At 46.1% G+C, this 13,416-nt stretch carries 11 protein-coding genes; 5 read left to right on the top strand and 6 right to left on the bottom strand.

Features of this window, described 5'->3' with window-relative positions:
- Nucleotides 1–52: 52 nt before the first annotated feature.
- Together CPIN_RS20080 and CPIN_RS20075 are read right to left on the bottom strand one after the other, a co-directional pair.
- The gene (locus CPIN_RS20080; protein ID WP_012791675.1) at nucleotides 53–940 is read right to left on the bottom strand and encodes a helix-turn-helix domain-containing protein; all 888 of its coding nucleotides are present in this window, start codon (nucleotides 938–940) and stop codon (nucleotides 53–55) included.
- A gap of 58 nt (nucleotides 941–998) precedes the next feature.
- On the bottom strand, nucleotides 999–2,675 hold the full coding sequence (locus tag CPIN_RS20075; protein ID WP_245552015.1) for an ABC transporter substrate-binding protein: 1,677 nt from the start codon (nucleotides 2,673–2,675) through the stop codon (nucleotides 999–1,001).
- Nucleotides 2,676–2,768: 93 nt separating this feature from the next.
- Here CPIN_RS20075 and CPIN_RS20070 point away from each other — a divergent pair, with 93 nt between their 5' ends.
- A complete protein-coding gene (locus tag CPIN_RS20070) occupies nucleotides 2,769–4,409 on the top strand; it encodes a M1 family metallopeptidase (RefSeq protein ID WP_012791673.1) in 1,641 nt (546 codons plus the stop codon).
- Nucleotides 4,410–4,529: 120 nt separating this feature from the next.
- Here the strand turns inward: CPIN_RS20070 and CPIN_RS20065 are convergent, their stop codons facing one another.
- Entirely contained in the window at nucleotides 4,530–5,189 is a 660-nt protein-coding gene (locus tag CPIN_RS20065) for an NADPH-dependent F420 reductase (RefSeq protein WP_012791672.1), read from the bottom strand.
- A 274-nt stretch (nucleotides 5,190–5,463) separates the two neighbouring features.
- Nucleotides 5,464–6,204, bottom strand: coding sequence for a menaquinone biosynthetic enzyme MqnA/MqnD family protein (locus tag CPIN_RS20060; RefSeq protein ID WP_012791671.1), 741 nt, complete (start codon nucleotides 6,202–6,204; stop codon nucleotides 5,464–5,466).
- A 64-nt stretch (nucleotides 6,205–6,268) separates the two neighbouring features.
- Between CPIN_RS20060 and purB the strand changes: the two genes are divergently transcribed.
- Entirely contained in the window at nucleotides 6,269–7,609 is a 1,341-nt protein-coding gene (gene purB / locus CPIN_RS20055) for an adenylosuccinate lyase (RefSeq protein ID WP_012791670.1), read from the top strand.
- A gap of 560 nt (nucleotides 7,610–8,169) precedes the next feature.
- Here the strand turns inward: purB and CPIN_RS20045 are convergent.
- Nucleotides 8,170–8,526 (bottom strand): YraN family protein, encoded by a 357-nt coding sequence (locus CPIN_RS20045; protein WP_012791669.1) that lies wholly within the window; start codon nucleotides 8,524–8,526, stop codon nucleotides 8,170–8,172.
- A 75-nt stretch (nucleotides 8,527–8,601) separates the two neighbouring features.
- On the opposite strand from CPIN_RS20045, the gene manA reads away from it, so the two are divergent.
- Entirely contained in the window at nucleotides 8,602–9,828 is a 1,227-nt protein-coding gene (gene manA, locus CPIN_RS20040; protein WP_012791668.1) for a mannose-6-phosphate isomerase, class I, read from the top strand.
- A gap of 35 nt (nucleotides 9,829–9,863) precedes the next feature.
- On the top strand, nucleotides 9,864–10,460 hold the full coding sequence (locus CPIN_RS20035; protein WP_012791667.1) for a DUF6580 family putative transport protein: 597 nt from the start codon (nucleotides 9,864–9,866) through the stop codon (nucleotides 10,458–10,460).
- Between the two features lie 701 nt (nucleotides 10,461–11,161).
- Here the strand turns inward: CPIN_RS20035 and lepA are convergent.
- The gene (lepA, locus tag CPIN_RS20030; protein ID WP_012791666.1) at nucleotides 11,162–12,949 is read right to left on the bottom strand and encodes a translation elongation factor 4; all 1,788 of its coding nucleotides are present in this window, start codon (nucleotides 12,947–12,949) and stop codon (nucleotides 11,162–11,164) included.
- Nucleotides 12,950–13,079: 130 nt separating this feature from the next.
- Between lepA and CPIN_RS20025 the strand changes: the two genes are divergently transcribed.
- Nucleotides 13,080–13,340, top strand: coding sequence for an acyl-CoA-binding protein (locus CPIN_RS20025; RefSeq protein ID WP_012791665.1), 261 nt, complete (start codon nucleotides 13,080–13,082; stop codon nucleotides 13,338–13,340).
- Nucleotides 13,341–13,416: the final 76 nt, after the last annotated feature.

Genomic DNA, 13,416 nt, shown 5'->3' with positions numbered 1-13,416 from the left:
AGGACGAGGAACCAGGCGGGTTTTGCAATCTTCAAACCAATGTTTGTGAAATTCAAACCTGCCTGAAAGCAGACGGACTCATTTCGGTTCGCTTCCGGAAGAAGGCGGTGAAGTGCGCCTGGTCTTCAAAACCAAGGGCATAACTGATCTCGGCGATATTCATATTACTATGTCGGAGCATTCCTTTTGCCTCTGAAATGAGTCGGTCGAAAATGAGTTCAGAGGTGGTCTTAGCCGTCTCTTTTTTGACTGCCCGGTTCAGGTAATTGACATGAATAGCGAGTCGCTCGGCGAAGTCTTTCGGGGTCCGTAAGAGCACTCTCGGGGAGAAAACATCCACTGGAAATTGTCGCTCAAGCAACTCTAAAAATACACTGGTAATGCGAGCGCTGGCGTTAGTTTCGGGCATGGTATTTTTGAAGGGAGCGAGCTTCATAGCGTTATATATAAGCTCCATAACGTAGCTTCTGATCAGTTCAAATCTAAACATATAATCACTCCTTAACTCTCTGATTATCCGGTCAAAAGAACTAGTTATTTCTTTAATCGCTTCAGCTTCAAGTGAAAATACAGGCTTCGCTCCTGACTGAAATAAGGGAATGTCGTCCAGTTTCCCCCTGAAGTACTCCTGGAAGAACGCTTCGGTGAACACACAACAGTACCCTGAAATGTCAGTTTTGATGTCGCCATAAGTATATGGCAAACGAGGGTGAAAGAACAACAAAGTGTCACCGCTGACAGCAATGCTTTCGTCTCCGAAATGGAACACGGCATCCCCGTGAAAGAGCATGATTTTATAAAAATCCCGGCGCAAGAAGGTGGGGTAAGTGATGCCGGAGGCCAACCGTTCTTCTATCGTGAACGCGTTAAAACGAGGCGACTGATGATCACCACCAACCATAAAATGAGGAGACTCCCAGGGATGCATGACACCGTTCATGATAATTGCTTTCTTGCAAATTTCAAACTTTGCCGTCAATTATCATGCAGGTATTTTCTCAGGGATGTTGAGAAAGCCGGATCTTTACTTTCCGGAGTTCAAGCAAATTCAGGGCATTACTTGTAAACCCTTCAACGTTGGGTTGTACCAGATGTATGACTTCGTCATAGAATAATGGAACGACAGGAGCATCGTCAATAATCATCCGGTCCATCTCCTGATAAAGGAGCGAACGAAGCGAATCGTTGTTTTCGCTCAGCGACTTTTCATAGAGCTTATCGAATGCCGGATTGACATAACGGGTATAGTTTGGGGGAGCCGGATTTTTACTGTAAAACACAGCGAGGTAGTTTTCGGCATCTGCATAATCAGCCATCCAGCTACCTCTGAAAAACAGCGCTTCCGACTTTGCGGTCTGTTCCAGAAGGAGTGCTTTCTGCATCACTTCCACCTGTACAGGGATACCGACCTGCTGCAACTGATTAGCTACATAATTGGCGTAATCCTCATAAACAGGAATAGAGAGTAACCTGATCGAAGCCAGTCCTTTCCCCTCCGGGAATCCGGCTTCCTTCAGCAAGGATCTCGCCCTTTCAGGATCATAACGGAAGCCTTTTACCTTGGTCGTATCGAAGGAAGGTAATCCCATAGGTACAAATCCGGATGTAGCCGGGTAGCCAATACCGTTACGCAGATATGTGATCATCCGCATTCTGTCGATACTGTAGTTGATGGCTTGTCTGATTTTCTTTATTGCTGAGGGTGAATGTTTTACGTTTACTTTGCTGGTATCCAGCAAAAACCCGAAGTATTCAATATTCAGATAAGGGCTCTTGTCAAGGATCAGTTTCCCCTCCCATTCCTTCTTCAGTTTTCCCTTTTTCGTCAGCACTTCATCTTTAAACGACGCATCTATATCATTCATAAAGTCCAGCTGCCCCTGACGGAATAATAGGAATTCCGTCGCCTTGCTGTCCAGGAAACTGACTTTCACCGCATCCAGGTAGGGCAATGCATGTCCGGCACTGTCTCTCTCAAAATAATGAGGATTACGATGCAGTACGAGGGCTTGTCCTTCTTCCCAGAAAGAGAAACTGAAAGGACCCGTTCCGCAGGGATGTTTACGGAAGTCCTTCCCATACTTTTCGACTGCCTCATGTGGGATAACGGAGCAGTACTGCATACTCAGAATACCCAGTATAGGATGGAAAGGTTGTAATAAGTTCAGCTGAAAGGTGGAATCATTGACCGCCTGAAAGCCTTTAACCAGGTCTACCTTACCATTGAAGATCCAGGCGCCGGGAGATGCGGTGGCGGGATCCATAATACGCCGCAGACTGTACACCACGTCTGCAGCTGTCATCAAACGCCCTTTCCCCTCCGGGAAGATCTCATTATCATGGAAATGAACGTCTGTACGTAGATGGAAGACAAAGGTTTTATGATCCGCAGAGACATCCCAGCGTTTTGCCAGCGAAGGACGGATATTCAGTTGTTCATCCGGTTCAACCAGGGTATTATACAGCTGTCGGACCGGCCAGATGATTGCCTGGTTTTTGGCAAATGCCGGATCCAGGGAGGAAATTCCCTCCGGCACATTATACCGGAACACCTGTTTGCCGGAAGAAGCGGGACGTCCGCAGGCAGCCACTAATACGATAAACGGTATGCAGAATAGTCTCTTGTACATGCGAAGTGTCTTACGGTCACTGAACGTCCCTGGCTTGCCGCTCATGGATATCGGTATAAAGCGTTAAGCATTAAACGTTCAGCGTTAGGCATTATTAAACGAAAATTAATACCTTTCCGCCATAAAATAAGAATTTCTATGCGCGGCATTCCTATGCTTTTATTGGTTTTGCTTACGGCTTTGTCTGCCGGTGCCCAACATCAGACGACATTTACCCGGGCAGATACCCTACGGGGATCCATTACCCGTGAACGTGCCTGGTGGGACGTAAAATCTTACCATCTGCAGGTAAAACCCTCCCTCAGTGACAGTACCATTTCCGGGTCCAACACGATTACCTATAAGGTGTTGAAGGTAGACAGTATTATGCAGATCGACCTCCAGGAACCACTCCAGGTGGATAGTATCTTACAGGACAAACAAAGCGTTCCTTTCAAAAGAGAAGGGAATGTGATCCTGGTCGACCTGGTCGCTAAGAAACAGGTAAAGGGTAAAACGAATAAGATCTACATTGCCTACCACGGTAAACCTCGTGTGGCAAAGAATGCTCCCTGGGACGGTGGACTCGTCTGGACAAAAGACAAGCAGAACAGACCCTGGGTGGCTACCGCCTGTCAGGGACTTGGAGCTAGTGTATGGTGGCCTAACAAAGACCACCAGAGTGATGAACCTGATAATATGACGATCAGTGTGACCACACCACCTGACCTGGTGGACGTTTCCAATGGCCGTCTGAAGAAGAAAGCCCTGGACCGCGATGGAAACATGGTCTGGACCTGGTACGTTTCAAATCCGATCAATAACTATGATGTGGCGATGAACATCGGTCACTATACCGAATTCAAAGACACGTATTCCGGTGAAGGTGGTAAACTGGAACTGGGCTACTGGGTCATGGACTATAACGTTGATACCGCTAAAACACATTTCGCTGTAGTAAAAGACATGCTTAAATGCTTCGAATTCTGGTTTGGTAAATACCCTTTCTATAAAGACAGCTACAAACTGGTGGAGTCGCCACACCTCGGTATGGAACACCAGAGCGCTGTCGCCTATGGCAATAAATTCCAGATGGGTTATAAAGGAACCGACCTTTCCGGTAGCGGATGGGGACTGAAATGGGATTTCATTATCGTACATGAAAGCGGTCATGAGTGGTTTGGTAACAATATTACCACCAAAGACATCGCGGATATGTGGGTGCATGAGAGCTTTACCAACTATTCCGAGACCCTTTTCATACAGTGTCAATTCGGTAAAGAAGCCGCTTTTGACTATATCACCGGTATCAGAAAGAATATCAGAAACGACATTCCGATCATCGGCGCCTACGGCGTGAATAATGAAGGTAGCGGCGATATGTATTATAAAGGAGCGAACATGATTCACACGATCCGTCAGGTGGTGAACAACGATGACATGTTCCGAGAGATCCTGCGCGGACTGAACAAGACCTTCTACCACCAAACGGTAACAACCCGTCAGGTGGAGGAATTCTTCAACCAGAAAACGAATATGAACTTCAACAGGGTATTTGAGCAGTATCTGATGCATACTTCTATTCCAACCCTGGAATACCACTTTGAAGGTTCTCAGCTGAAATTCCGCTGGGTAACTGATGTAGAGAACTTCAATATGCCTGTAAAGGTGACCCTGACTGATAACGGCTATACCTTTATCTATCCGGGAAGAAACTGGCAGTCAATGACAATGACCCTGTCAGATCGTAAGCAATTTAAGGTAGATCCGAACTTCTACATTAACGTGAAGGAGATCTAAGCGTTCTGCTAACTCACAATAAAGACCGAGAGTGTCCGTCATACGACAGACACCCTCGGTCTTTTCTGCTATCTTTTAATAACGTATAAACTCCTGAACCGATAATTCTTAATTCTTAATTTATTTCACCAGTCTGAAGGCATGACTCCAGGTCCCTGTCCGGAAACCATATGCATACCACAGTATGCTAAGCGGTTCTATATTCCGGCTCATTTCGATGGTGCCCATATCCACCACATCCTTCCAGCCCATTTCATTTAACAACGTCGTCACAGCTGCTTTAGCAGCTCTTTTATTACCACAGATGAACATGGTGGGTGTTTCCTGCTCGTGCTGGGTACGAAACATAGATTCATGTCCGATACAGCTGAGGGCTTTCACCACGTGTGCATCCGGCGGTAACCAGGCCTGTAGTTGTTCACCGGCGGAGTTGGTATGTCCGATGGAGAAGCTGAGTCGTCCCTGCTGATCGGGACCTTTTCCATCCAGGGGATTGGTCACATCAACCACGACCTTATTCTTAAAATTCCACAATCCGGCTGACTCGATCGCTTTCTGGGTGCCAGCCCAGTTGGTGCAGATCACCAGTAATTCTCCCTGGGCGGCCGCTTCGCGGAATGGTAAAGCGGTCACATGATCGCCCCCTTTCTTTTTAATCCATTGCTGAAGCGATTCCTTGGAGGGATTGCGGGTACCGAGTATGACGTCATGGCCGGCCATGATCAATCCTTCCGTTAACGTAAGTCCGACAGGACCACTACCCAGGATGCCAATTTTCATGTTACAGGCGTTTGTGTGAACAGATGGGAAAGTAATTTAAGAAATTAAGAATTAAGAGTTAAGAATTAAAAATTATAATATAAGTAGTTTTCAAAGCAATAATTATCTGTAAAAGAAAAGGGACACTTCGATAATAGAAGTGCCCCTCACATAAATTCAATTGAGTAATTAAAAGGTAAAAACAGCTGCCTGTCCGATCCGTTCCAGTACCCCAAACGACAATCTCCGCTGCATTCCAATTCTTAATTCTTAATTCTTAATTCCTAATTCTTAACTATTTCATCAGAAACCCAAGAAACCTTTGTAAGCCCTGTCGTTTAGACGGCGTCAGCGGGTAACTGATATTCTGCGTGTAATACGTTGTAAGATCGTACAGCGGATAAGGATTCTCTGCTACAACAGCCGGTATATTATGAATACCGAGACTGTTGGCATTGTTAAACTGCTGGATAAACTCTGCCGGTAAGGGTTTGTTGCTGATCCAGGCGGCAAATACAAAAGGCAGACTGGTAAATCTCATCCAATGCTCAGCGAGGTCATATATATAAGGAGACACATGTCGCTGTTCGAGTGCACGGTCGCCAATCACCAGTCCGGCGTCGGTACCATTGATCTTATCTTCGTAATCGCCGTTAGTCTCGATCAGTTCAACATCCAGTTTCCAGTGTTCACGCACCAGTACTTTCAGCAAGGCGACTGAGGTACGGCTCTGATAATCGAGATAGATACGTTTTATTTCATTAAGGGGAACTTCGCTGAAAAGACAAACAGAAGCTACCGGACCTTCCGCACCAATACAAAAATCAGAAATGATATGATATTCTTGCAGTTTAGGGATGGTCGCTACTGGCACGAGCGCCACATCTACTTCTCCATCAATCAGTTGCTGTGCAATTTTAGCAGGATAATCAGCACTCAGTTCCAGCATATTCATCACGGGATGATCCCTGAATCCGTACAATAATGGCCTGGTATTCAAATAACTTACTGCCGCTACTTTTACTTTCCGTTCCAATTTCTGTAATTTTGCCGGCTAAATTAGGCAAAAAGTGATAAACGCTCACTAATCAAATAACATTATGCAATTACAAGCTTTAACCGCCATTTCTCCGCTGGATGGTAGATACCGGAGACAACTGGAAGAACTGGCACCTTATTTTTCCGAGTTTGCACTGATCCGTTACCGTGTACTGGTAGAGATAGAATACTTTATAGCCCTGTCAGAGCAGAAGGTATTTACCCTCTCCAAATCTCAGGTTCCTGCCCTGCGTAAGATCTACCAGGAGTTCACCATTGAGCACGCACAGCTGATCAAGGACACGGAAAAAGTAACTAATCACGATGTAAAAGCTGTTGAGTATTTTGTTAAGAATGAGCTGAAAGCGCTCGGACTGGAAGATAAACTGGAGTGGGTACACTTCGGTCTGACCTCCCAGGACGTCAACAATACCGCTACGCCGCTGTTCTGGAAAGAAGCTGTAGAACATGTTTTCATGCCGGCGATCGCTAATCTGATCCTGGACCTGAAGAAGATGGCTAAAAGCTGGATGAAGATACCAATGCTGGCCCGTACACACGGTCAACCGGCTTCTCCGACCATCCTGGGTAAAGAGATCCTGGTGTTTGTAGAAAGACTGGAAGGTCAGGTGAAACTGCTGGGAGAAATTCCTTTCGCCGCTAAATTCGGTGGCGCTACCGGCAACTTCAACGCACACTATGTGGCATTCCCTAAAACCAACTGGGAGAAATTCGCTGACAAATTCGTCAACAATACCCTCGGTCTGCAGCGTATGAAATATACCACCCAGATCGAACATTACGACAACATCGCCGCTCAGTTTGATACCCTGAAACGTATCAACACGATCCTGATCGACTTCTGCCGCGACATCTGGACATACATCTCCATGGACTACTTCAAACAGAAGATCAAGGCCGGCGAAGTAGGTTCTTCTGCGATGCCGCACAAAGTGAACCCGATTGACTTCGAAAACGCAGAAGGTAACTTCGGACTGGCAAACGCCATCTTCGAACACCTGAGCGCCAAACTGCCAATCTCCCGTTTGCAGCGTGACCTGACCGACTCCACCGTTCTCCGTAACGTAGGCGTTCCATTCGGTCACACCGTACTGGCCCTGAAATCTGTTCAGAAAGGTCTCGGTAAACTGATCCTGAACGAAGCCAAACTCCAGGACGACCTGGAAAATAACTGGGCAGTAGTCGCTGAAGCGATTCAGACCGTACTCCGTCGTGAAAACTTCCCTCAACCTTACGAGGCCCTGAAGGAACTCACCCGTGGTGGTCAGAACATCAACCAGAAAACCATGCACAAGTTCATCGATGGACTGAAGATCAGCGCCACCCTGAAAAAGGAACTGAAAGCGATCACTCCGCAGAACTACACCGGTATCTGGGGCTGAAGCAATTAGGAATTAAGAATTAAGAATTAGGATTTATGCAACCGCCTGATTCCTTTCTCTAAAGACTATAAATAGAGGACGAATTACAATACGCGAAAGCCGATGTAATTCGTCTTTCTGCTTTATACGTCCACACTGTCTGCACTGCAACAAATATAAACATCACGTATATACGCCCACATTGTACTATAACATTGTACTACTACATTGTACGCCTACCTCAAAACCGTCCTAAACTTAGTCAGCAGCAGCGTCACAACGCAGGGTTCAGATGGAGATTACGGGCCTTAGTTCTGCGAAGTCTGCTGAGCCCATGCAACCAGGGGTTTAATACAAGCCCCCACCGCCCAACTCTCCGACCCAACGCCCAATAGCAAGGGACTTCAAAGAACTACAGCCCGTAATCCCATACTGAATCCGGAGCATTCCCCCCTGCCAACAACCAACAACAGTCTGATAATTAAAAAGCCTGACGTAAACTACAAAGACATACCAATCCCACCCGGTTATATCCATAACCAGTAACAACATAACCTTAAAACCCTCACGCGCAGCGGTAGCTAAAACGCATCCTCAAAATGCACCAGCTCATAAGTACCATCCGGCTGAAAAGTAATCGCAATCACATCAAACCTGATGACCTTCGGCAGCTGTTTCATCCGGTCCATATACGCCGAAGCCACAGCCTGTATATTCCGCCGCTTCGCCGCCGTCACATGCTTCTCCGGCCAGCCGTAAAGATCACTTGCCAGCGTCTTGACCTCGAAAAACACCAGACAACCATCCCGCGAAGCGATAATATCTATCTCCCGCCGCCGATGCCGCCAATTAACCGCTATGATCTCGTAATGATGCAAACGAAGATGTCCACATGCAATCAACTCCCCTTTTTTGCCCAAAGCTATATGGGATGCCATTGTTTTGACTATTTTTGCTCTTCCATCAGGAAAAACAACAGGTTAACAATCACAGGAAAATAAATAATATTACGCATGAGCGAGAAGAAATTATTCAGACTGGACGGTAAGGTACAAAACTATGCCTGGGGTGGCTATCACTACATCCCTGCATTATTAGGCATTCCGGAAAACGGTAAACCAAGCGCTGAATACTGGATGGGCGCACACCAGAGCGCACCATCAGCAATAGCTACCGACGGACAATCAACCCCGCTGGATCAGCTGGTAAAGGCCAATCCTGAACATGTACTCGGACCTAAGGTATGGAAGCGTTTCGGCGAATTACCTTATCTGCTGAAGATCCTGGACGTAAAAGACATGCTATCTATCCAGGTACACCCTACGAAAGTAGAAGCAGAAAAAGGCTTTGCCCGTGAAAACGAAGCAGGTATTCCACTGAATGCACCTCATCGTAACTACAAAGATGCTAACCACAAACCGGAGATCATGGTAGCGCTCAGCGAGTTTTGGCTGTTACACGGATTTCTGCCGGAAGATAAGCTGAGAAAGGTATTAGAGACGGTAACCGCATTCGCACCACTGGCGCCTATCTTTGAAAAAGAGGGTTACTATGGTTTATATAAAGCGGTGATGGAGATGCCACAGGCGGAAGTGAACACGATGTTACGTCCATTGGCAGAGGCAGTATCAGAAGCGTATCAGAACAACCGTCTGGCGAAGTCTGATCCGGCATTCTGGGCAGGCAGAGCGATCGCAAATGATCCACAGGGACTGGAGAATCTGGACAGGGGTATTTTCTCTATCTATTTCTTCAATATCATGGAAGTACATCCGGGTGAAGCGGTGTTCCAGGATGCAGGTATTCCACATGCTTACCTGGAAGGACAGAACGTTGAACTGATGGCCAATTCCGACAATGTGCTGCGTGGCGGTCTGACGCCTAAACATATTGATGTACCTGAGCTGCTGAAGCATACCCGTTTTGAGCCGGTACATCCTAAGATCCTGAGAAGCGAAAGCATCAGCGGCGGATTGGAAACAATCTACCATTCTCCGGCGCCTGATTTCGTAGTAAGCCGTATCGTTTTACAGAATGATCAGCGTTATGAGCATACCAGTGAAGCGACTGAGATCATGCTGGTAATGGAAGGCGCTGCGATTATCACAGAGCAGGGCGGTGAAGCGATCCACCTGAAAAAAGGAGAATCGGTTGTTACCTACTTCGATACGACATATGATATCCAGAGCAATGCAGGCGCAGTAATCTTTAAAGCAAGTGTACCTGTTCAATCTATTTAAAATCAATTATCTTTGATATAAATAATTGACCCATTATGAAAAAGGATTCTATCCGGGAAATACTGATCATCAGTCTGCTGATATTCCTGTCTGCCCTTTGCCGCATTCTGACAAACCAGGCTGGTTTGTGGAATTTCAATGCCATTGGTGCGGCAGCCCTCTTCGGCGGCATCGTTCTGAAAGATAAACGTCTGGCGTATATCGTTCCTTTATTGTCTCTGTTCCTTTCTGACGTATTCCTCCAGCTGTTCACCAGCATTCAGGCGCTGAACCGCGACTACCTGGGACAGTTGTTCTTCGTATATGGCGCATTTATGCTGATTGCCTTCATTGGTACCCGTATCAGAAAAGTAAACACGCTGACACTGCTGCTGTCTTCTATCGGCACAGGCTTACTGTTCTTCCTGATCACGAACCTGGGCACATTCCTCACCACAGACATGTATCCTAAAACGGGTGCTGGTCTGCTGGCTTGCTACGCTGCCGGTATCCCTTTCTACAAAGAAGGCGATCTGTTCAGCAGTTTTGCACTGAATGGCCTGATGGGCAACGTATTCTTTACAGCAGTGCTGTTTGGCGTATGGAGCATCCTGAAATCATCAGTAATTGTTCCGAAAAGCCAGCTGGCTTAATCGGACAGATCATATTTAAAAAGCCGGCAGAATACATTTCCTGCCGGCTTTTTTGTGTTTAACACCCTCATAAGTCATTGATTTTATGAGCTTTATCACACTCTTATCTCCAATCTTCGATCAAAACAGCTAAAAGTCACTGATTATGAAAGAGATAAGATCTTTTTCTTCGATGTACAACGAAGCTATACCGTTATTAAGCCCATATCTCTACGTTCCAGAACGAAGCGATAACGGCGTAATGACGGTCTAATCACGGTATACATCATAGAAACAAGCCTCATTTGAGCCATGATACAGCATCTGAAGGCAATTCAAAGGAAGTCCGAAGACTGCTCCAAGTCAGAATTCAGCATAAGCATCATATCGTTCATCATGATATAGTGGGTATCTGGGATGTTATAATGTCTCATAGTATATCAATCTTATGGTGGGGGCATTTGAGGGTATTGTGATATATCATATATCCCAGGCTCTTATGACCACCGCCGCACAACTCTCCAACCCAACGCCCAATAGCAAGGAACTTCAAAGAACTACAGCCCGTAATCCCATACTGAATCCGGAGCATTCCCCCCCTGCCAACAATCTAACTGAATCAAGCATTCACATAAGAAGCTACAAACCCAATGAAGACAAATAAAAAAGCGACCGAATTTCTCCGGCCGCTTTAATTTCCCAAAATTTGATGTATTGGCGTACTAATCTAATTTAAGAACAGCAAGGAATGCTTCCTGCGGTACTTCCACGTTACCAATCTGTCTCATACGCTTCTTACCTTCTTTCTGTTTTTCCAACAGTTTACGCTTACGGGAGATATCACCACCATAACATTTGGCAGTAACATCCTTACGCATAGCGCTGATCGTTTCACGGGCCAGAATCTTGGCGCCGATCGCTGCCTGGATAGCAATCATAAATTGCTGACGAGGCAACAGTTCCTTCAGCTTTTCACAGAGTTTACGACCGAAGTCCTGTGCACGACCACGGTGAATCAGGGCGCTCAGCGCATCCACCTTGTCGCCGTTCAGCAGAATATCCATCTTCGCGATGTCACTGTCACGGTAACCGATCGGTGCATAGTCGAAGGAGGCGTAACCACGTGTCTGGCTTTTCAGCTTATCATAGAAATCGAATACGATCTCTGTGAGTGGCATTTCAAATATCAGTTCAACCCTGGTTGGGGTCAGATAGCTTTGATTCATCAGGAGACCTCTCTTACCGAGACACAGGGTCATGATGTTACCAATATAATCCGGTTTGGTAATGATCTGTGCTCTGATGAACGGTTCTTCAATGCGTTCCAGTGTACTTGGATCCGGCATTTCAGAAGGGTTGTTCACAATAATAGTTTCCTTTCTGGTCGTATGGGCGATAAAGCTTACGTTCGGAACGGTGGTGATCACAGTCTGATTGAACTCTCTTTCGAGACGTTCCTGGATGATCTCCATGTGCAGCATTCCGAGGAATCCGCATCGGAAACCAAAGCCCAATGCCTGGGACGTTTCCAGTTCGAAAGTCAGGGAAGCATCGTTCAGCTGCAGTTTCTCCATACAGTCACGTAGCTCTTCGAAGTCTTCTGTATTTACAGGGAAGATACCTGCGAATACCATTGGTTTTACCTCTTCGAAACCGTTGATAGACTCCAGACTAGGATTCGCGCTGGTAGTGATGGTATCGCCCACTTTTACTTCTTTGGCATTTTTGATACCGGTGATAATGTAACCTACGTCGCCGGTCTTAACGGTTTGGGTGGGTTGCAGACCGAGTTTCAGAATACCTACTTCATCAGCAAAGTATTCTTCATCGGTATTGAAGAATTTAACTTTATCTCCTTTTTTGAGGGTACCGTTAAATATTCTGTAGTAAGCGATGATACCACGGAAGGAGTTGAATACGCTATCAAAGATCAGTGCCTGTAAAGGAGCTTCCGGATCTCCTTTCGGAGCTGGAACACGTTTCACGATGGCATCCAGGATCTCTTCGATACCAATACCCGTCTTACCGGAAGCCAGCAGGATTTCATCCTCCTTACAACCGATCAGTTCTATGATCTGGTCTTTTACCTCCGGGATCATAGCGCCGTCCATATCGATCTTGTTGATCACGGGGATGATCTCCAGGTCATTTTCCAGGGCCAGATAAAGGTTGGAAATAGTTTGTGCCTGGATACCCTGAGCAGCATCAACCAACAGCAGTGCACCTTCGCAGGCAGCCAGCGCACGGGATACTTCATAAGAGAAGTCCACGTGACCGGGAGTATCGATCAGGTTAAATACATATGACGTTCCGTCCTGAACATAGTTCATCTGGATCGCATGACTCTTGATAGTGATACCTTTCTCTCTTTCCAGATCCATGTCATCCAATACCTGAGCCTGCATTTCTCTGTCTGAGATTGTCTTTGTATGCTCTAACAGCCTGTCAGCCAATGTACTTTTACCGTGGTCGATGTGTGCAATGATGCAAAAATTCCTGATATTCTTCATATATGCTTTTAAAACCAGGCGTTTAACGCCCCGCGTCAAGCCGCAAAGTTATTTAAATTTTGCTATACCCGGATAGTGCCGACCGTCAGATTTGGTACTATTTTATCTACATTTAAGAAAAAACTTTCTTATGGATCTGCAACAACAGTTTGAAACGGCCGCTACAGCCAGCAAAACCCTGACCCAAAAGCCTGATAATGAAACCCTTCTGCAACTCTACTCACTTTATAAACAAGGAACTGAAGGTGATATCAATGGTGAACCACCCACCAACCCATTTGACTTCGTGGCCAAAGCCAAGTATGAAGCCTGGGAGAAACTGAAGGGAAAGGCGAAAGAGGCTGCCCAGCAGGAGTATGTCTCATTGGTTAATAAGCTTAAAAAAGCTTGACCAATTAGGAATTAGGAATTAAGAATTAGGAATAGGGGTGTAATTGGGAGGAGTTTGACTCATTGTCTCATTCTAT

Origin of the sequence: Chitinophaga pinensis DSM 2588, from assembly GCF_000024005.1 — a bacterium.
GTDB classification, from domain to species: Bacteria; Bacteroidota; Bacteroidia; order Chitinophagales; family Chitinophagaceae; genus Chitinophaga; species Chitinophaga pinensis.
This window is presented reverse-complemented; position numbering and strand designations above follow the sequence as displayed.